Origin of the sequence: Pseudodesulfovibrio hydrargyri, assembly GCF_001874525.1 — a bacterium.
GTDB classification, from domain to species: Bacteria; Desulfobacterota; Desulfovibrionia; order Desulfovibrionales; family Desulfovibrionaceae; genus Pseudodesulfovibrio; species Pseudodesulfovibrio hydrargyri.
In genome coordinates, this window is sequence record NZ_LKAQ01000004.1 from 2,143,768 (window position 1) to 2,164,152 (window position 20,385).

16 protein-coding genes and 1 tRNA gene are annotated in these 20,385 nt (G+C 64.1%); 4 read left to right on the forward strand and 13 right to left on the reverse strand.

Annotation, left to right across the window (positions count from 1 at the left end):
* Positions 1-272: 272 nt before the first annotated feature.
* From hydF to BerOc1_RS14175, 11 genes are all read right to left on the reverse strand, one after another.
* Positions 273-1,535 carry a [FeFe] hydrogenase H-cluster maturation GTPase HydF gene (gene hydF, locus BerOc1_RS14125; protein ID WP_084641581.1) on the reverse strand — a complete coding sequence of 421 codons (1,263 nt, stop codon included), beginning with the start codon at positions 1,533-1,535 and terminating at the stop codon, positions 273-275.
* Complete coding sequence (gene hydE / locus BerOc1_RS14130; protein WP_071546306.1) at positions 1,525-2,523, reverse strand: [FeFe] hydrogenase H-cluster radical SAM maturase HydE; 999 nt, start codon at positions 2,521-2,523, stop codon at positions 1,525-1,527. The genes hydF and hydE overlap by 11 nt, the downstream gene beginning before the upstream one ends.
* A complete protein-coding gene (locus tag BerOc1_RS14135; protein ID WP_071546307.1) occupies positions 2,520-3,149 on the reverse strand; it encodes a hypothetical protein in 630 nt (209 codons plus the stop codon). Before BerOc1_RS14135 ends, hydE begins: the two co-directional genes overlap by 4 nt.
* Positions 3,146-4,585, reverse strand: a complete 1,440-nt coding sequence (locus tag BerOc1_RS14140) for an aspartate ammonia-lyase (protein WP_071546308.1) — start codon at positions 4,583-4,585, stop codon at positions 3,146-3,148. Before BerOc1_RS14140 ends, BerOc1_RS14135 begins: the two co-directional genes overlap by 4 nt.
* Before the next feature lie 19 nt (positions 4,586-4,604).
* Entirely contained in the window at positions 4,605-6,029 is a 1,425-nt protein-coding gene (gene hydG / locus BerOc1_RS14145; protein ID WP_071546309.1) for a [FeFe] hydrogenase H-cluster radical SAM maturase HydG, read from the reverse strand.
* A 17-nt stretch (positions 6,030-6,046) separates the two neighbouring features.
* Entirely contained in the window at positions 6,047-6,289 is a 243-nt protein-coding gene (locus BerOc1_RS14150) for a TM1266 family iron-only hydrogenase system putative regulator (RefSeq protein WP_071547135.1), read from the reverse strand.
* Between the two features lie 396 nt (positions 6,290-6,685).
* Entirely contained in the window at positions 6,686-7,018 is a 333-nt protein-coding gene (locus tag BerOc1_RS14155; protein ID WP_071546310.1) for an iron hydrogenase small subunit, read from the reverse strand.
* 14 nt (positions 7,019-7,032) lie between these two features.
* On the reverse strand, positions 7,033-8,292 hold the full coding sequence (locus BerOc1_RS14160) for a [FeFe] hydrogenase, group A (RefSeq protein ID WP_242653014.1): 1,260 nt from the start codon (positions 8,290-8,292) through the stop codon (positions 7,033-7,035).
* A gap of 724 nt (positions 8,293-9,016) precedes the next feature.
* Positions 9,017-9,562 carry a hypothetical protein gene (locus BerOc1_RS14165; RefSeq protein WP_129586546.1) on the reverse strand — a complete coding sequence of 182 codons (546 nt, stop codon included), beginning with the start codon at positions 9,560-9,562 and terminating at the stop codon, positions 9,017-9,019.
* A gap of 42 nt (positions 9,563-9,604) precedes the next feature.
* Positions 9,605-10,270 (reverse strand): polymorphic toxin type 44 domain-containing protein, encoded by a 666-nt coding sequence (locus tag BerOc1_RS14170; protein ID WP_071546313.1) that lies wholly within the window; start codon positions 10,268-10,270, stop codon positions 9,605-9,607.
* A 377-nt stretch (positions 10,271-10,647) separates the two neighbouring features.
* A tRNA-Thr gene (locus tag BerOc1_RS14175) sits at positions 10,648-10,723 on the reverse strand.
* 190 nt (positions 10,724-10,913) lie between these two features.
* Here BerOc1_RS14175 and BerOc1_RS14180 point away from each other — a divergent pair.
* The gene (locus BerOc1_RS14180; protein ID WP_071546314.1) at positions 10,914-14,243 is read left to right on the forward strand and encodes a cache domain-containing protein; all 3,330 of its coding nucleotides are present in this window, start codon (positions 10,914-10,916) and stop codon (positions 14,241-14,243) included.
* A gap of 4 nt (positions 14,244-14,247) precedes the next feature.
* Here BerOc1_RS14180 and BerOc1_RS14185 read toward each other — a convergent pair whose 3' ends face one another.
* Positions 14,248-16,275: a hydantoinase/oxoprolinase family protein gene (locus BerOc1_RS14185; protein WP_071546315.1), complete on the reverse strand. Its 2,028-nt coding sequence runs from the start codon at positions 16,273-16,275 to the stop codon at positions 14,248-14,250.
* Positions 16,276-16,340: 65 nt separating this feature from the next.
* Complete coding sequence (locus BerOc1_RS14190) at positions 16,341-16,715, reverse strand: hypothetical protein (protein WP_071546316.1); 375 nt, start codon at positions 16,713-16,715, stop codon at positions 16,341-16,343.
* A 110-nt stretch (positions 16,716-16,825) separates the two neighbouring features.
* On the opposite strand from BerOc1_RS14190, the gene BerOc1_RS14195 reads away from it, so the two are divergent.
* The 3 genes from BerOc1_RS14195 to BerOc1_RS14205 all read left to right on the forward strand — a co-directional run bounded on the left by BerOc1_RS14195 (position 16,826) and on the right by BerOc1_RS14205 (position 20,319).
* The gene (locus BerOc1_RS14195) at positions 16,826-17,551 is read left to right on the forward strand and encodes an MBL fold metallo-hydrolase (protein ID WP_071546317.1); all 726 of its coding nucleotides are present in this window, start codon (positions 16,826-16,828) and stop codon (positions 17,549-17,551) included.
* A gap of 69 nt (positions 17,552-17,620) precedes the next feature.
* Positions 17,621-19,906, forward strand: coding sequence for a mechanosensitive ion channel domain-containing protein (locus tag BerOc1_RS14200; RefSeq protein ID WP_071546318.1), 2,286 nt, complete (start codon positions 17,621-17,623; stop codon positions 19,904-19,906).
* Between the two features lie 41 nt (positions 19,907-19,947).
* Positions 19,948-20,319, forward strand: a complete 372-nt coding sequence (locus BerOc1_RS14205; RefSeq protein ID WP_071546319.1) for a hypothetical protein — start codon at positions 19,948-19,950, stop codon at positions 20,317-20,319.
* Positions 20,320-20,385: the final 66 nt, after the last annotated feature.

The window sequence follows — 20,385 nt, forward strand, 5'->3', positions numbered from 1 at the left end:
GAAATTTGATGAGTGCCGAAAATTGAAACTGAGCCACTGGCCTGTGCTTAGTATGCTGATCATGCTAATATATTGAATTATATAATATAATAGTCAACCGTATGTGTCTTGTCCGCAATGTGCGGTATCAGTTTTTCTTTCCTGGTAAGGAATAAAAAAAGCCTCACAATGGCGCAAGTCATTGTGAGGCTTAATTATCGTTGGAGCCAGGAATCGGAATGGAACCGACGAGCTACTGATTACGAATCTGCGTAAAAATAAATAATAAATTATTACGATATATTATCTAATTTTGACGCACTGATTGTGTGAGGGGTTTCTGTGGGTGTTGTGATTGTGTTTGGCATCACTCCGAAGGGGCGTAAAACACGTTGCAGCACGCCTTGGAGTTTCGAGATGGCCACGCCGTAGTTGGTGATCGGCACGCCACGGCGTTTGCATTCGGCGATGCGCCGGAGCATCTCGGTGCGGTTCAGCATGCATGCTCCGCAGTGGACCACCAGGGCGAAGCGCTCCAGGTCCTCGGGGAAGTCGTGCCCGGCGTAGACCTCGAAATTGAGGTCCCGGCCCGTGTACTGGGCCATCCAGCGCGGGATCTTGACCCGCCCGATGTCGTCGGCCACGTCGTGGTGTGAGCAGGCCTCGCCGATGAGCACGGTGTCGCCGTCCTTGAGGGTGTCGACGGCCGAGGCCCCTGCCACCAGGCTGTCCAGGTCGCCCTTGTACCGGGCGAACAGGGTGGAGAAGGTGGTCAGGGGGATGTCGTCCGGCACGTCCCCGGCCACGCTCATGACCACCTGGGAGTCGGTGACCACCAGGGCGGGCGGGGTGCGCATCCCCAGGAGCGCGGCCTCGATCTCCCGCTCCTTGACCACGGTGCCCAGGGCGTCGCAGTCCAGAATTTCACGCAATACCTGCACCTGGGGCAGGATCAGGCGGCCCTTGGGCGCGGCCAGATCGATGGGCACCACGCAGACCACATGGTCGCCCTCGCGGATCAGGTCGCCGAGGATGAGCCGCTCCTGGCGATACTCGGGCGGAACGCTGTCGATGAGCCGGCGCTTGAGCCGGTCCACGCCCCGCCCCGTGGCCGCCGAGACGTGCAGGAACGGGGCGTCGAGCCCCTCGGGCGTGTGCTCCTCGGGCCGCAGGTCCGCCTTGTTCCAGGCCACGACGTGCGGGATGTCCATCTCGCGGATGGTCCTGAGCAGATCTTTCTCGTAATCGGTGAATCCCTCCTCGCCCAGGACGATCACGGCCACGTCGCAGCGGTAGAGGACCTTTCGCGTGGCCTTGACGCGCAATGCGCCCAACTCGCCTTCGTCGTCCAGCCCGGCCGTGTCGTAGAAGGTCACCGGGCCCAGCGGGAGCAACTCGTAGTGCTTGGCCACCGGGTCCGTGGTGGTCCCGGGCGTATCCGAGACAATGGCCGTCTCCTGGCCGGTCAGGGCGTTGATCAGTGAGGACTTGCCCGCGTTGCGCCGTCCGGCCAGGGCGATGACCAGCCTGACCCCGCGCGGCGCCTTACCCGACATGGTCCCTCCTCGGGGAGAACCCCTTGGATGCGGACGGGACGAAACCCATGGCCTCGATGGTCCGCCTGGCCGAGTCCAGAGACCCGGTCCTGTCCAGGCCGTCGGCGTTCTTGCCCGGATAGATGGTGTAATCGCCGCGCAGCTCGTCGGGCGTGATGGACGGCATGAGCACGTTGCATCCCCTGGCCAGGGCCTGGGCGCGGCCGCCGGGGTGCAGGGCGTCCAGGGCCGAGGTGGCCGGGATGTTCGCCTTGGGATTGAGCAGGCGCAGCAGGGCGGTCATGCGCTGGGACAGGACCACCGAGCCGGGCGGGAACGAGGCCAGCGGGGTGTCCGGATTGGGCACGAACGGGCCCACCGCGATCATGTCCAGATCCAGTTCGGTCAGGAAGAGGATGTCGCGCAGGGCGTCCATGGGCGTGGTGCCGGGCAGACCGGCGATGACCCCGGAGCCGACCTCGAAGCCCAAACGGCGCAGCTCCTCCACCCGGTGGAGCCGGGCGGTGAAGTCCTCGCCCTTGCGCAGGTCCTTGTAGCGTGCCGGGTCCGTGGTCTCGAGCTTGATCAGGCAGCGGTCCGCCCCGCAGTCGCGCCAGTGGGCGTACTCGTCGACCCCCCGGTCGCCCAGGGAGAGGGTCACGGCCACGTCGTGGTCGGCCTTGATGGCACGGATCAGCGCGCCGATCTGTTCCCTGGAATAGGCCGTGTCGTCGCCGGATTGCAGGACCACGGTCCCGGCCCCCTGGGCCACGGCCAGGGCCGCGCTCTCGAGGATGGCGTTCGAGTCCATGCGGTAGCGGTTGAGGTGCCGGTTTCCGGCGCGCAGGCCGCAGTAGCGGCACTGCTTGTCGCAGACGTTGGAGAATTCGATGATGGCCCGCAGATAGACGTCGCTGCCGAATATCCAGCGGCGCATCTCGTGGGCGCGGGCGAACAGGAAGGCGTCGTCCGAGCCGGTCAGGGCGTCGAGAATGTCGTGGGTGTTCATGGGGCTGTCGTGGCCGGGCGGTCCCGGAGGTCGAGGTTGCGCGCGGAGTCGGGGGCCAGCGAGCGGCAGGCGCACATGGCCCGCGCACACTCGTTGACCAGGCGGAAGGCGGCCACGGCTTCCTCGTCCGCATGGGCCGGGGGCTTGCCCGCCATGGTCCAGGAGAGCAGGGTGGGCACGTCCGCGCGGATCATGCCCCAGAATCCCTGGGGGGCGTGCGCCCCGGAGTGGGCGTACTGGCCGAAAATGATGACGTCGTCCACGATGAGCACGGGCAGGCAGGGCAGCCGCCGGGCCGGGTGCAGGCGCACCTTGTCCGGATGGCCGGCCGCCAGCTCGCTCATGTAGCGGTGGGACAGGGCCACCTCGTCGTCCGTGGCCTGGGTGGAGATGCCGAAGCGCAGGGCATCCAGAAACGGCCTGACCCAGGGCTCGCGGCTTTCCGGCTCCAGGACGATGATGTCCAGTCGTTCGAAGTCGGGCCGGGACAGGGCCGTGGTCAGGGCATCCCGGTGCGGCCGCGAGCGGGCGAAGGCCCCATACACGGCCGCGTGCAGGATGATCCTGCGGCCCGCGGCGAACAGGGCCGGGGTGTCGAGTTGATCGATGCCGACGACGAGCTTCATGGTCTGCGCACCTCCTCGAATTCCTCGGGCGTGAAGCCCAGTTTGCACAACCGGCGGGGCGAAAGCAGCCGCTCCACGGCCTCCCTGGAGGCGATGCCCGTCGCCTCGATCCGGGCGGCCACGGTCTCGCCCCTGTCGTCCGCCTCCTTGACGATCCGCTCCACGGCCCCGTAGCCCAGCGCCGGAACAAGGACCGTGGCCAGGGCCATGCTTTGCTCGACGTGGTTGCGGCACTGTTCGGGCCGGGGTTTGATGCCGTCCACACAGCCCCAGGCCAGCCCCCGGCAGGCGGCGGTCAGCAGACTCAGCGACTCGAGCAGGGAGTGGGCGATGAGCGGCAGCAGGTGGTTGAGTTCGAGCTGGCCCAGTCCTGCGGCCATGGTCACCACCTGGTCGTTGCCCATGACCCGCAGGGCGACCTGGGTCACGGCCTCGGGCATGACCGGGTTGATCTTGCCAGCCATGATCGACGAGCCCGCCTGGAGCGGGGGGAGAACGATTTCGCCCAGCCCGGCGGCCGGGCCGCTGGAAAGCAGGCGCAGGTCCGAGGCGATCTTGAGCAGGTTGGCCGCGCATGCCTTGAGCATGCCCGAGACCTCGACGAAGACGTCCGCGTTCTGGGTGACGTCCACCAGGTTCTCGGCCCGGGACACGGGCAAGCCGGTCACCTCGGCCAGGTTGCCGGCCACGGCCAGGACGTAGTCGCGCGGCGCGCCAAGCCCGGTGCCGACGGCCGTACCGCCGAGGTTGACCCGCTTTATGCGTTCCCGGCACTTGAAGATGCGCCAGCGGTCGCGGGCCACGGCCTCGGCAAAGGCCCCGAAGGTCATGCCCAGCGTCATGGGCACCGCGTCCATGAGTTCGGTCCGGCCCACCTTGACCACGTCGCGGAACTCGGCCTCCTTGCGCTGGAGGCCCGCCTGGAGGTCCGAGACGGCCTCCTCCAGCCCGGCCAGCATCGCCAGCACGGCCACGCGCAGGGCCGTCGGGTACACGTCGTTGGTGGACTGGTGCATGTTCACGTGGCGCAGGGGATCGACCAATTCCCGGTCGCCCCGCTCGCCGCCGAGGAGTTCGGCGGCCCTCGCCGCGATGACCTCGTTGAAGTTCATGTTGGTCGAGGTCCCTGCGCCGCCCTGGAAGGCGTCGACCACGATCTGGTCGTGGAGTCCGCCTTCTGCAATCTCGGAGCAGGCCTCGACGATGGCCGGTCCGCGCTCCCCGGACAGGTATCCGAGGAGCGCGTTGGTTCTGGCGCATGCCTGTTTGACCCGGGCGAAGGCCCGAATAAAGGCCGGAGGGAGGCGGTATCCGGAGAAGGGGAAGTTGCGCACGGCCCGCGAGGTGTGGACGCCCCAATAAACGTCCGCGGGAATGGACATGGAGCCCAGCCCGTCGCGCTCGATCCGGGTACCTTCCGGCCTGTTTTTCGGCATCTTTCGCCTCGGCCAGGGGTTACAGGTACAGGTCCCGCTCGCCCGCCTCCATGCGCGCCAACCGGTCGGTCAGCAGGTGCTTGCGGTCGGGGTCGGGGAAATTGTCGACCTCTTTCCGGATCAGCGCCTCGCCGATGGCCTTGGTCTCGGGCGAGGCGTAGTCCTCGAGGTATTCCTTGAAGGTCAGCAGACCGTTGGGCAGGCAGAACTTCTGGATGAAGCCGGTCTTGGCCAGCTCCATGAAGTGCTCGCCGGTGCGGCCCAGCCGGTAGCAGGCCGTACACCAGGACGGCACGTAACCGTGGTCGCCCGCGATGGAGCGGATGACCTCGTCCAGGCTGCGGCTGTCGCCGACGCAGAACTGCTGCACGTCGGGCCGGTCGTATTCCGGGTCGGAGTACGCGCCGGGGTAGGTGCGGGACCCGCCGGACAGCTGGGACACGCCCACCTCGATCAGCTCCCTGCGGAATTCGGAGTTCTCGCGGGTGGTCAGGATCAGGCCGGTGTAGGGCACGGCCAGCCGGAGCACGGCCACGATCTTCTTGAACTCGTGGTCCGTGGTCGGATAGGGCGGGTTGTAGGCGATGTCCGCATTGAGCGCGGGCTCCAGCCTGGGGAAGGAGATGGTGTGCGGGCCCACGCCCCAGTCCCGTTCGAGCTGCTTCGCGTGATGGAGCAGGCCGAGGACCTCGAAGACCGGGTCGTACAGGCCGAAGAGCGCGCCCATGCCCACGTCGTCGATGCCCGCCTCCTGGGCGCGGTGCATGGCGTGCAGCCGCCACAGGAAGTCGCGCTTGGGGCCGGACACGTGCAGCTTTTCGTAAGTCGGCCGGTGGTAGGACTCGTGGAAGCACTGGTAGGTGCCGATGCCCACCTCGTGGAGCTTGCGGAATCCTTCCACGTCCAGGGGTGCGCAGTTGATGTTCACCCTGCGGATCTCGCCGCTCTTGGCCGAGGTCACGGCATAGACGTCGCGCACGGTCTGGGCGATCCAGTCCGCGCCGAGCTTCGGGTGCTCGCCATAGACCAGGAGCAGCCGTTTGTGGCCCAGGTCCTCCAGAACCTCCACCTCGCGCTTGATCTCCTCCGAGGTCAGGGTGCGCCGGTCGAGTTCCTTGTTGGAGGCCTTGAATCCGCAGTAGGCGCAACGGTTCTTGCATTCATTGGTGATGTACAGCGGAGCGAAGACCACCAGCCGGTTGCCGTAGATGGCCTTCTTGATGTGCATGGCCGTCTCGAAGATGGCCTCGTCCAGGTCGCGGTCCTTGTTGCGCAGCAGCGCGGCGGCCTCCTCCGGGTCCAGCCCCTGCTTTTCCCGCGCCTTGGCCAGGATTTCCCGGATACGGCCGGGTTCCGGGTTCTCGAACCGGGCCATCTCTTCGCGGATGGTCGCTTCGTCAACGAAATTGTGCAGGCCCTCGCCCAGCGTGCTGTCCTGTTTCATCGGTTGCCTCCGTGTAGTTATACGAGAAGTGATTTGACCCGAACGCCTTCGAGATTGCCCAGTTTGCCGGTCAATGCCCCCACCTCGTCGGTGGTCGCCTCGATGATCAGGTCGATGATGCTGACGCCCCTGTCCCTGAAAGGCAGCCCCATGCGCCCGACGATGATCTCGCCATGGTCGCTGAGGATGGTGTTCACGGCGCTCGCCGCCCGCTGCCTGTCCTTGATGATGATGCCGATGATGCCGAGTCGCTTCTGCATCATTGTTCCTCCCTGTTCATGGATTGGCTCCGCAAAGAGAAAAGCCCGGTTTAGCACTCCCGGGCCTTCTGCTTGCGGAAACGGGGATGGAGCGTCTGGACGGTGTCTCTGCCGTGGAGTTCGGGCAGGGCCAGGCGGCTCCACCCTGAGGTTCAGGCGAACCCTTCCCGCAGGCAGATCTTCTCCGGTTTGGAGGTGTTCCGGAGACAATCCTTACGGGAAAAAATATTACTAATCAATAAAAAATTATACTGAGCGCATAACTTTTTATAAAAAGTATTACCAAGTCGCGAAGAATAGAGACGCGTCGGGGGGCATTCGAAGGAAAGAAGGGGAGGGGGAAGCTTGGCCCTAGGATCAGAGGGGGTCCTTGCCGCAGGTCGAAGCTGTCGGTGCTTAGAAGTTGAACTTGTAGCCCTTTTCCTTGAGGGCGGTGACCCTGGAGCTGCGGTCCACGTAGTGGGTGTGCAGCAGGTGGTGGGACATGTGGCCGCAGGGGCCTTCATGCAGGAACCCGTCCTCGCGGTTGTAGAGCTTCTTGATCATCGGGTTGTCCTGGGACTTCCTGATCTTGTAGATCTTTGCGTCGGCGTCGTAGACGGACTTCTGGCGCAGGCCGACGAAGTCCATGGTGGCGGCGACCGCTACCTTGGTCATGTTCAGGCCGAGCACGGTGTAGCCGGCCATGAAGCCGCAGGCCTTGATGAATCCGCGTCTGTTCAGTTTCATGGTTTCATTCCTCCTTATGCGCCGACCCTGCGGGCCCGGAAGCGCTTGTTGATCTGGGCGACGGTGGACCGGAACAGGGAGGCCCTGATCTCGGGATCGACGGGCTGTCCGCCGCCGTTCACGCAGCCGCCGGGACAGGTCATGATCTCGATGAAGTGGTACGGGGACTTGCCTGCACGGACCTCGTCGCACAGCTTGGCCGCGTTTTGCAGGCCGCTGGCCACGGCCACCTTGACCGTGCCGAAGTTGGGCACCTTCACGTCGGCGGTATTGATGCCTTCGTGGGTGCGCACGACCTTGATGTCGGGATTGTTCAGTTTTTGGCCGGACAGGACTTCATAGGCCAGGCGCAGGGCCGCTTCCATGACGCCGCCGGAGTTGCCGAAGATGGTCGCCGCGCCGGTGGAGTCGCCGAGGATCGGGTCCGGGCCCTGGGAAGGCAGGGCGTTGAAGTCGATGCCCGCGGTCTTGATCATGTAGGCCAGCTCGCGGGTGTCGATGGTAGCGTCGATGTCGCGGAACCCGCTGTCCGCCATTTCGGGGCGCATGCCTTCGTATTTCTTGGCGATGCACGGCATGATCGAGACCGTGTAGATCTTCTGGGCCGGGGTGTGGGTCTCTTCGGCGCCGTAGGTCTTGGCCAGGGGGCCGAGCATGCCGATGGGCGACTTGCAGCTCGACATGTTGGGCAGCAGGTCGGGGTAGAAGGTCTCCGCGAACTTGACCCAGCCGGGACAGCAGGAGGTGAACTGGGGCAGGGGACGGGCATCCTTCTGGCCCTGCTCCTTGACCCGCTGGATGAGTTCGGTGCCTTCCTCCATGATGGTCACGTCGGCGGTGAACTCGTTGTCCCAGATGTAGTTGAAGCCGAGTTGGCGCAGGGCCGCATGCATCTGGCCGCCCACGTAGGTGCCGGTGGGCGCGCCGAAGCACTCGCCCAGGCCGTAGCGCACCGCGGGGGCGGGCATGGAGACCACGATGGTGTTCGGGTCTTTCAGTTTCTCGAAGATCTCATCGACGTACGATACGCCCTCGTAGATGGCGTCGTAGGGACAGTTGACCAGGCACTGGCCACAGTTCATGCAGGCGGCCGGATCCACCACCTGGTGGATGCCCTCCTCGTTGATGGACTGGATCGCCCCGGTGGCGCAGTGCTCCTCGCAGGTACCGCAGGCTTCGCACTTGGTGGCGTCGACCTGGACGAAAAACAGGCTGTCCGGATCGATCCCCCTGGGTGCGTTGGTTTGGGTCATCACGCCTTCAATCGGTTTCATTGTGCCCTCCTTGTTGGGGTGGATTGAAGACAGGTCCGCTGGCACCACCGCCGGTGCGGACTTGGGTGTGCATCCTGACATAGGATACCCTCCTCGGCCGACAGCCCTTTCCGGAGGAATGGGCCGTTAGCACAAATATAAAATTAATAACACAATAAAGGTACTATTTTATAAATAGTACCTCTGTCAAGATGAAGGAGCCGGGAGAAATGTCAAGGAAGTGAAGGGCAAAGTCCGGGGCATGACCGTTGGGGGGCTTAATCGGCCGAGGCCTGCTTACCACATGAACTTCACAAGTTGTTGGATGGAGTTGCGGCGAGAAACTTTGATGTCTTTCAGTATCCGCATTTTGAAAGTTCAAGCCCTTTGATGGTGTGCGACAGGCGTTGAACGCCCACGGAATGAGCTAGTGTCCCAATATTGCCCCAAAAACTCTGTGGAATAACAAAAAAAGGGTTTAGCAGTATGCTAACCCATTGATTTCGTTGGAGCCAGGAATCGGAATTGAACCGACGACCTACTGATTACGAATTGGTATGGAGGTTTTTAGTGAGAAGCCTGTATTGCTTTGAACAGATTGATATTGCTTGAAATGCCGAGAAGTCTGTATGCCCTGGAAAGTGCCTAAAAGTGCCTAAAACTGTCTAAAACTACCGAAAAGTGTCCGCAGTTTGCGTACAGTTTGCGTACAGTTCATGAGGGGGCATTTTGCCCATTGGCGTTGTCAATGTATAGGTGTGTCATTCCCCGTTTTCATGGTGGTATATTCAAAGAAATGCCTGCGAAGTGGTGGCAAGGTTGCGAAGCAAAGGACGGCGATGTTGAACGCTGTGGGAACGCCGTAGAACAGGGCGTTGCCGAGATCCCAATTGCCATCAAGAATTAATGATATGCAGGCCCACCCGGGGAAAGCGATAGAGGGGAGTGAAGCGAGTATGTCCAGAGAGCGTCTTTTGTATCGTTCAGGCCATTTGTTAATGAGCCTGGCAATGAGGTGCGTATTGGCAAGTACGAAAGCAGCCATCGCACCCCATAGAACCCATGCCAATGGGCTCCAGTAGTTGAAACTGAGTGTGATCGCATCAAGCAGAAAAAGGCCGGTACCCATAACTAAAAATGCGCCAACAGCGATTGTCTGGACCGATAGCCCTAGGAGCAAGATCATACGAACAGCTCTAGGTACATTACGATACAGTTGTTCTTGGTAATTCATGTTGTTTATATGTGCTGCTGATGGGCTGTAGTCAAGCATTGGCAGTGGGGCTGCCATTTCGCATACCCACTTCCAATGACGACAAGAAACTCGCCTCGTTTACTTGAGTAAAGGAGATTTTTGTCCTTTAATGACCATCTCATTGTCCCTGGGGTCGTCGAACCAAGTTCTCCAGAAGCTCATCTTGGAGGTTAACGAAAATACCTGAGCCGCTCCAGCTGCAGCTTGGGTAAAAGAGGCATTCAATCCAAGTGCTTTTGTATATAGACCATAGTGGTAATTGCCGAAGTCCTCGTATTCGGGATGCCCACCTCGTTTGTAGTCGTATTTGGCTCCATCTTTGAAATTGAAGAATACCCATATGCATTTCAATGAGAAACTTGCTGTGGAATATGGCGGGAAGTTAAAAATGAATGGCTCACAAATCCTTTTTATCCGTCTTGCTTCTGCAATATTGGCTGCCAAATTGACACCTTGTGGCACAATGATGGCCCGGGATCGTCCCGTGACTTTGATCGCCTCGAACTCTTCAATCTCGCACTTGCAGTTCGGGTGAACCGGGCCGGGCCTTTCTTCAAACCAGACGTCTTTCATGGCTTGGCATTTCTCGCAGGCATGGGGGTTGGGCTTGTATCGCCAATAGGTTTTCGGTTCGTTGGGCGTGTCGCTGTCTGCCGTGTCCGTTCCGGCCTGTGCGGACATGTGTTTCGGCATGCCGTTCACCAGTTGATCATCACCGATGTGTTGAATCCATCTTTCTCCCATGTTCTTTCTCCTTTTGCCTTTAAAAGGCTGTCTTGATTTGCGGAAAGCATAACACGGGGTTTTGGACGATGATGCGTCGCGCACGGAGCCTGCCGGTGAAATGCAAAGAGGTGGCGGTGAAATACGGATGGGAAACCGCAAATACGGCTTGACAGGTTTTTGAAAGGCTGGTTGCGGGGTAAGATGCAGGCGTTGTGACCAACCGATTTGAGCTTGGACGGAATCAGTAGTCGGCGGCTGGCAACTCGTTGAAATCATTGAGTGCGAGTTGCAAGTGTCCGCAGATTGTACGCGCGGAACAATCAGTTTCAAGCGTTTCAAGCAGAAATAGGAAAAGCCCCTCGGTGACATAACTCACTGAGGGGCCAAACTTTTCCTGGAGCCAGGAATCGGAATTGAACCGACGACCTACTGATTACGAATCAGTTGCTCTACCAACTGAGCTATCCTGGCGAAACGGGAGTCGATTTTTATACCAGGTGGCGGGGGCGGTCAAGGCAAAAGAGTGGGGGTGGGCGATCGGGGTGGGGGAAAACAATGGGGTGGCTTTTCCTGGGGACCTTGGTATTGTGGGGTTTGTGGAAGGTTCAGTCATCAAATCAACGGGCTGTCCGGGCGGTTCCGTGGACGGGAGACTTGTCGGGTGAGCAACGGAAGGACCATCGGCAGGGCCGGACTGGTGGGCATGGTGGCCGTCTCCTGGATTTCCATTCTGGTCATCGGCGGGGCCTGGTTGTATTCCATGTTCGCCGATTTCAAGGCCGACGCGGACCGTATCCGCGAAGAGCGCTACGAGGACCGGCGTAGCCTGGTCAGGGACGAGGTCCGGGACGCCGTGGAGTTGGTCGCGCGAATCAGGCGGGCCGCGGCCGAGGACCTGGCGCGCAAGCTCGAGTCCAAGATACGCGACGTCCGGGCCCTGAACGAGGTCCTGGGGCGGGACCTGGCCAAGGGGACCGACCCGACCATGCTGCGCGTCGCCACGGTGCGGCTCATGGCCGCCCTGGACCGCAGCGAGGCCCGGCTCTACGCCATTCGCGGCAACACCATCTACCTTTTTTCACCCTTCCCGAAATGGGTCGACCGCGAGGACGCCCTGTCCCAGGTGGAGACCGAGCTCTCCGGCGTGACCAACGGGCAGCGCAAGCTGGCCCTCAAGGTGGCCGACGGCATGAGCCGGTACACCCTGCTGGTCAAGGTCAACGAGTTCGAGGCCCAGGGGCTGCGCGTGGTGGCCGGGGCCTGTCTCGAGATGGCCGAGGAAGCGGTCAAGGAAGTGGCCCTGCGGCAGCTGGGGGACATTCGCTACACCAAGAACGGCTCCCTGTTCGGCGGGACCATGGAGGGCGAGTCCATTCTCGGCCCGGCCGTCGGCCAGAACATGTGGAACATCACCGACGCCAACGGCGTGAGGATCGTCCAGGAACTGATCAAGGCGGCCAAGCAGGGCGGCGGGTTCGTCACCTACGTCATGCCGCCGCTGGGCGGGCAGCGCAACGAGCCCAAAGTCAGCTACGCCGAGCCCATCCCGGACTGGGGCTGGTATATCGGCACCGGGGCCTTCGTGGGCGACATCGAAGGGGTGGTCGAACTCAAGCGCAAGCAGCTCGAACAGCACATCCAGGACCGCGTCCTGCTCATCCTGTCCGGCATGGCCCTGCTCAGCCTGCTGGCCCTGTACCTGTCCCGCCGCATGGCCCGGAACATCGAGACCAACGTGGCCTCCTTCACCAAGGTCTGGGAGCGGGCCACCTCCGGGCAGGGCGAGATCGATGTGGCCTCCCTGGACTACGCCGAGTTCAAATCCCTGGCCGAGGCCGCCAACCGCATGGTCGCCGAGCGGCAGGCGGTGCAGGAGGCCCTGTCCGAGAGCCTGGAGCGGTTCAGCTCACTGGTCGCGAACATCCCGGGCGTCGTCTACCACACCGATTTCGAGAACGGCTGGGTCAACCGGTTCGTCAGCGGCACGGCCCTGGACGTGACCGGCTACCCGGCCGAGGAATTCATGGAGGGCGGCAGCCGGTCGTTCCTGTCCATCGTCCACCCCGAGGACCGGGAGTGGGTGGAGCGCTCCCTGCGCCAAGGGCTGGAGCACCGCCAGACCTACCTGGCGGACTATCGGATCATCCGCCGCGACGGCGAGGTCCGCTGGATGTCCGAACGCGGCCGGGTCCTGCACGACGACCAGGGCGAACCGGTTCGCATCGACGGCGTGGTCTTCGACGTGACCGACCGCAAGCACGCCGAGGAGGAGTACTACAACCACATTCATTTCCTGGAGACCCTCGACCGCATCGACCGGGCCATGCACAGTGGTTCCTCCACGGACGATATGCTCGCGGCCACCATGGAGGCCGTCCGCCTGGCCTTTGGCGCGGACCGGGCGTGGCTGGTGCACCCTTGCGACCCCGAGGCCGGCTCCTTCGTGGTCAAGGTGCTGCGGACCGACCCCGAATATGCGCTGGACAGCATGGAAGGCGGCAGAATGGCTTTGAGCGAGAAGACCCGACGGGATTTCCGGAACCTGCTCGAGAGCAACATCGCCATGGCCTTCGACCCGTCCACCGGGCTGCCCATGGACGACCTGCTGACCGAGCGGTACGGCGTTCGCTCCCAGCTGATGTTCGCCATCCGGCCGAACGTGGGCAGGCCCTGGTGCCTGGGGTTGCACCAGTGCCGCGACGCCCGCGTCTGGACCGACGAGGAAATCCGGCTGTTCACCGAAGCGGGCCGCCGCCTGTCGGACGGGCTCAACGTGTCCCTGATCCTGGACGAACTGACCGAGAGCGAGGAGCGATTCAGGACCTTCTCCGAACAGACCATGCTCGGCCTGTGCGTCCTGCAGGACGACCGGGTGACCTTTGTCAACAAGGCCGCGGCGGACATCCTCGAGGCCACGGTGGAGGAACTTCTGGCCCTGCCGCCCGGCGGTTTCCGCCGCTACCTGCACCCGGACGACAGCGATTTCGTCATGGACCAGGCCCGGCGCAAGCAGGCCGGGGAACCCGACGCGCTTCCGGCCTATACCTGGCGGGCGGTGACCGGCACGGGCCGGGTCAAATGGGTGGAGATCCACTCTAGGACCACCCGGGTCAACGGCGCGTTCGCCGACCTCGTCTCCCTGGTGGACATCACCACCCTGAAGCGGGCCGAGGAGGACCTGGAGGCGATCATCGCCGAACGCACCTCCGACCTGGCCCTCAAGGCCGAGGAGCTGAAACGGGCCAATGCCGAGCTGACCCGGCTCGACGACCTCAAATCCTCCTTCCTGACCACCGTGTCCCACGCCATGCGCACGCCGCTGACCTCGGTGCTCGGATACGGGGCCCTGGCGCGCAGGGAGCTGGACCGGTCCGTGCACGGCGAGGGCAACGGCGAGAGCCTGCAGCGGGCCCTGGGCAACCTCGATGTCCAGGAGATCGAGGGCCGGCGGCTGAACCTGCTGGTCGATCAGTTCATGGAGCTGGCCGACATGGAGGCGGGCGGCGACCTGCGCACCGACGAGACCTATCCCGTGGACGAGACCATCCGGCGGGCCGTGGCGGACGCCCGGACGGTCTGCCGGGACCGCGCGGGCCTCGACGTGGTCCTGAAGATGGAGGACAAGCTGCCCGAACTCAACGTCTTGCCGGAACACCTCAAGCGGGTGCTCGGCCATCTCCTGGGCAACGCCTGCAATTTCACCAGCGACGGGAACATCACCGTGCGCGTGTCCAGCCCGGACGGCAAGGGGCTGGAAATGACCGTGTCCGACACGGGCAAGGGCATCCCCCAGGCCGAACTGGAAGCGATCTTCAAGCCGTTCCACCAGGTGGAGACCGGCGACACGCTGGTGGACGAGATCAAGGGTGCGGGACTCGGGCTGGCCCTGTGCCGCATGGTCGTGGAAAAGCTGGGCGGCCGGGTCTGGGCCCGGTCCGGGGCGGGCGGGGGCGCTATATTTCACGTCGTCCTGCCCGGCGAGCGGGACTGACCGGTCAGCCGAGCTCCATGACCAGGTTGGACCACGGGTCCACACGTACCTCGGCCCCGGGCGGGACAACGATGGTCGAGGTGTATTCCGTGACGATGGCCGGGCCCGTGAACCGGTTGCCCGGCATGAGCGCCGAGCGCTCCAGGACGGCGGCGGTAACGGCCGCGCCGTCGAAGACCGCCCGCTGCGAGCCCAGCAGCGCCTCGGCCGCCACTTCCTCTCCGCGCGCTTCGCCCGGTTCGGGCTTCTTTCCGTCCGCGATTCCCCGGCTGCGCAGCCGGACGTTGACCACCTCCACGGGCTTGTCCGCGTTACGATAGCCGTAGCGCTTTTCGTGCAGGGCATGGAACCGCTCGGCCATGTCCGGGCCGAAGGGGACCACGATCTCGAAGGACTGGCCCTGGTAGCGCATGTCCAGGAACCGCTCGTGGACCACCCGTTCTTCGGGCACGCCCTCGGCGGCCAGCTCGGCCAGCCCGTCCCGTTCCAGTTCGGCGAAGGAAGCCTCCATGGCCTGGCCGGAGAATTCGCCGGCCGGACGCATGACCGTGCGCGAGTAGTCCTTGACCACGTCGGCCATGAGCATGCCCGTGGCCGAAAGGATGCCGGGATCGACGGGCACCAGAACTTTGGGCATGCCCAGCAGGCGGGCCAGTTCGGCGCAGTGCAGACCGCCCGCCCCGCCGAAGGAGAGCAGGGTGAATTCGCGCGGATCGAACCCCTTTTCCACGGAGATGACCCGGATGGCCCGCTCCATGTTGGCGTTGGCCACGGCCAGGACGCCCTCGGCCAGCTCGGCGGGCCCTAGGCCCAGTTCCACGGCCAGCCGCTCGATGCCCTTGCGGGCGCCGTCCGCGTCCAGACGCATGCCCCCGCCCAGAAAACGCCCGGGCACGATGCGCCCGAGGTACAGGTTGGCGTCGGTCACGGTGACCCGTTCGCCGCCCCGGCCGTAGCAGATGGGGCCGGGGTCCGCGCCGGCGCTCTCCGGGCCCACGGCCAGGGAGCCGCCGGGATCCCTGGAGGCGATGGACCCGCCGCCCGCGCCCACGGTGTGGATGTCGATCATGGGCACTTTGACCGGATAACCGGAGATGCTCGACTCCATGGTCAGGGGCAGGCCGCCGTCCATGAGGCTGACGTCGGTGCTGGTGCCGCCCATGTCGAAGGTGATCAATTGGTCGAACCCGGCGGCGCGGCCCAGGGCCAGCGCGCCCACCGCGCCCCCGGCCGGGCCGGACAGGATGGTGCGCACCGACTCGCGCATGGCCGTGTCCGCCGAGATGGACCCGCCGTTGGACTGCATGATGCGCAGGCCCGCGCCGCGCCCGTTCCCTTGTCCGCTCCCGGAGCCGATGCCCCGCCGCAGGTCGGTCAGGTAGCGGGTCATGATCGGCGAGACGTAGGCGTTGACCACCGTGGTCGAGGTCCGCTCGAACTCGCGGAATTCGGCCAGGATATCGCTCGACAGGGACACAGGCAGTCCGAGTCCGCGGAGCATTTCGCCCATGCGCCGCTCGTGGGCCGGGTCGAGGAAGGAGAACAGGAAGCAGACGGCCACGGATTGCGCGCCCGAGGCCTTGATCCGATCCACCACCCGTTTGGCCTCGGTCTCGTCGAACGGGACCAGTGTTTCGCCCTCGGCGGTGATCCGGCCGGGCACGCCGAAGCGCAGGCTCGCGGGCACGATGTGCGCCCGGCGCCGGTAGTGCAGGTCGTAGAGGGCGGCGCGGTTCTGGCGGCCGATTTCGATGACGTCGGTGAATCCGTCGTTGGTCACCAGGGCCGTGACCACGCCCTTGCGCTCCAGGATGGCGTTGGTGGCCACGGTGGAGCCGTGGACCACGGCCAGGTCTGCCTCGCCCAGGCGCGCGCCGGGCAGGCGCAGGGCGAGGATGCGGCGCAGGCCGGACAGGACGGCCTCGGCCGGGTTGCGCGGCGTGGACAGGGTCTTGTACGTGCCGGAGTCCGGGCCGTGGACATAGGTGAAGTCGGTGAAGGTGCCGCCGGTGTCGACGCCGATGGTGAGCATGGAGCCTCCCGCGAAAGGTGAAGGGGCGAGGATACAGGAATCGGGCGCGGTCCGCCAGGACCGGGTCAGGAGGCCAGAAGCCAGGCCAGGGCCTTGTCCGGGGCGGTGAAGACCCGGTAGACGATGCTCCGGTTGGCCGCGATGGTCTCGAACAGGCGGTGCCGGTCCAGGTCCTCGGTCCGGCAGACCACCGCGATGCGCAGACCGAGCTGCGGAAAATCCTTGCGCACGCCGATCTCGGCCACTTCCCGCAAGTCGTAATAATCCAGGCTGAAACGGGCATCCACATAGTCCAGGAGCACCCGCCGCAGCCCGAGCCGGACGGCCTCGGGCCGGAATACCGTCGTATAGCTTACGACGTCTTCGACGGTCCGGACCTCGCCCGCGACCTTGACCAGAAGGTGGTCGGCGTTGGGTGTTATGGATACCTTGACTGCCATCGGCACTCCCTTATTTATAGCATATATATCGCGCCCACTCCCGTGTGGCAAGATTGGGGACAGGGCGTCCGGTTTGTGCTAACCCGGAGAAAAAAGGAGCGGGCGAGCCCATGCACTGCGACATCACCTACATCCACCACAGCGCCTTTGTCCTGCGCACGGACAGGCGCGCCTATCTCTTCGACTACCCCGAGAACGAACACCTGCCCCGGGGGGCGGACGACCTGGTCCGCCGGACCGTGGCCGGGACCGACCTGACCGTGTTCATCTCCCACGGCCACGCCGACCACCTGAACGGCGATCTCGCCTCGGTGACCGGTACGGCGACCCAGGTGCGCTACGTGATCTCGGACGACGTGGAGGAGCTCAGGCCCGAGGCCGTGCCCGGCAACGGCCAGGTGCTCATGGTCGAGCCGGACGAGACCTACGGCTTCGGCGGCATGGTCATCGAGACCCTTACCTCCAACGACCAGGGCGTGGCCTTCCTGGTGGAGGACGGATGCTTCCGTTTTTACTACGGCGGCGACCTGGCAGAGTGGATATGGCCCGGCGCGTCCCCGGCCGAGGCGGAGTTCACGGCAAGATTCTTCAAGGCGGCCATGGAGCGGGCCCGCGATTTCAAGCCGCTGGTGGCCTTTGCCAACACGGATCCCAGGCTGGACAACCTGGCCGGAGGCGAAGCGGCCTGCCGGATCATCGGCGCGCCCGTATTCGTGCCCATGCACACCTTTGGCGACATCTCGGTTCCGGCCGCCCTGGCCCGGCGCGTGGAAGGGCAACCGTCCCGGCTCTTCCAGTACGCCCGTATGGGCGATGTGGAGTCATTCTCTTTTTAGTTTACAAGTATTTATTGAGCTTGTTACAGATTGCGCATAATGCGTCAGTCAACTTTTCCCGGGGGCCTCATGTCGAAGCGAGCCGTGTCCGTGGCCATATTCCTGTGTCTGGTCTGCCACCTGGCCGCGCCCTTGGCCGCCCTCGGGGCGTCCCCGGCCTCCCTGGCCGCCGTGACCGGCGGGTCCGGCAAGGCCAAGAAGACGGTCATCCCGCCCGACGCCACCCCCGGCCAGCTGAACGAGATCCTGGCCTCCATGAGCGACCAGCAGGTCCGCCGCCTGCTCATCGAGGAACTGCGCAAGGACGCGGTTCCCCCGGCGACCGACAAGGGACCCGGGGGCGTGGCCGGGGCCATAGTCCATGCCCGGCAGTTCGTCCAGAAGGTCCGGGAACGGTTCGCCTACCTCTTTTCCGGCGCGGCCCAGGCCCCGACGCTGCTGCCCGAGGCCTTCCGCGAGTCCGTGACCGGCGCGGGCGTGCACCCGCCCGGGGAGCTCGGCCTGGGGCTGCTCGCGGTCACGGTCCTGTGGTTCCTGTCTCGCTGGTTCGTGGCCCGCCGTCTGGCCGGGCTGCGCAGGCGCATCGAGGACGTGGACCCGGGCGCGTCCCTGCCGGTCAAGGCGGGACGGCTGCTGGTCCGGTCGTTCTTCGACGTGCTCGCCGTGGCCTGCGTGGCCCTGATCACCCTGATCCCGTACCTGCTCATCTTCAACGAGCCCGCCAAGGGCCGTCCGGTCATCTTCGTCTGGCTGGCCGCCATGCTCATCGTGGAGGTGGTTCGGCTGGCCGCGCGTTTCGTTCTGGCCCCGGCAATGGGGGCCATCCGCTTCCTGCCGCTTTCGGACAACGCGGCCCGCTACCTGTACAAGTGGATCGTGCGCGTGGCTTGGGTGGTGGCCGTGGGCATCCTGGCCAGCTCCCTGGTGGGCATGACCCGGGGCAGCGAGCTGGTCTTCCTGCTCATCGTGTCCGCCACCGGCTTCGTCGTGGCGGCCACGGTCAGTCTGCTGGCCCTGTGGAACAAGCGGCCGGTGGCCGAGGCCATCCGCCGGGCCGTGCCGCCCCGCAGCCTGCGCTTCCAGTTGGCCGGGGCGTGGCATGTGGGCGTCATCGTCTATGCCCTGGGTTTCTGGTTCTTCTGGGTGGCCGCCATGCTGGTCTTCGGCAATCACGCCATGCTCACCGGCATCTACACCTTGCTCCTGGTCCCGGCTTACCTGCTGGTGGACTGGGGCTGCCAGAGGTTGGTCGGCTTTGCCGCCGGGCTGGCCGAAACGCCCCTGGACGACATGGGCGGGCAGACCGTGGTCGAGGGCGTGCCCGACATCAGCCGGTTCCAGCATTTCCTGTCCGTGGGCTTCCGGGTCCTGGTCCTGGCCGGGGCCGCGTTTTTGCTGCTCCGCATCTGGGGCATCGACCTGGCTCTGGGCGAGGCCACGGTGGGCGCGGGGATCGACATCCTGCTGACACTGGTTTTGGCCTATATTTTTTGGGTGTTCATCTCGAACTACATCGAGCGGCGGCTCAAGGCCAAGACCGAGCCGGGCGAGGAGCACGGGGACGGCGAGGGCGGCGGCGGGCCGGGAGGCGACCGGTTCTCGACCCTGCTCCAGCTGGTCAAGAAATTCATTTTCGCGGGGCTGTCCGTGGTCACCGTGCTGATTATCCTCTCTTCCCTGGGCGTGGACATCGGCCCGCTCATCGCGGGCGCGTCGGTCTTCGGCATCGCCATAGGCTTCGGGGCCCAGACCCTGGTCAAGGATATCATCTCCGGCATCTTCTTCCTCATGGACGACGCCTTCAGGGTGGGCGACTACATCATCGTGGGCAACGCCATGGGCACGGTGGAGGAGATTTCGGTGCGCTCCTTCAAGCTTCGGCACCACCTGGGCCCGCTGTACACCATCCCGTTCGGGTCCATCAAAGAGGTCCAGAACATGACCCGCGACTGGGCGGTCATGAAGCTGCAATACCTGGTGCCGTTCGACACGGACATCCATGAGATCAAGAAGATCATCAAGAAGATCAACAAGGAGATCCGGGCGGTGCCCGAGCTCAACGAGTTCATGCTGTCCGACATCAAGAGCCAGGGCGTCAAAGCCATGGAGCAGTACGGCATGCGCATGCGGGTCAAGTTCATGACCAAACCCGGCGGGCAGTTCACCCTGCGCAAGCTGGTCCTGGCCAAGATGCGCAAGTACTTCGCCGAGGCGGGCATCGAGTTCGCCAAGCCGCGCGTGTCCGTGCACATCCCCGAGCGGGAGCGTCTGACCCCGGAGGGGGAAGCCCACGTGGCGGCGGCCGCCTCGCAGATCGTGGCCGAGGAACAGTCGGGCAAAAAGAAGAAACATTAGCAGGGCGGGCCGGGGCGGCCCCGGCCTGCGGACGGAGCAACATGGCGTTCGACCTGTCGTTCGAAACCCGCGCCGGTTACATCGTCGGCGTCGTCACCGGGGTAATCGACACTCCGGAGCAACTGCTGCGCAAGATCCGGACCATGATCCACAAGGCGCTGGACTCCAACGTCACCCGGTTTCTCATGGACGAACGCGGCCTGGAGCTGCGCCTGGAGGCCCACGACATCATCGAGGTGGCCAACCGGCTGGAGGAGAAGAACGTCCAGTCCCTGGGCGGACGGTCCGCCTGCCTGTGCAACCCAGGCTTCGTCGAGCTGTACCGGGCCTGTGAGACCATCTACCACAACCGTTCCCTGAGCTACCGGGTGTTCGACCGCGAAGAGGACGCCGTGGCCTGGCTGACGCGCTGATCACGTCTTTTCTTGTGGCCGCTTTCGGGTTAGGGTGCCCCATCGTCATCGACCACCTCGACCAGG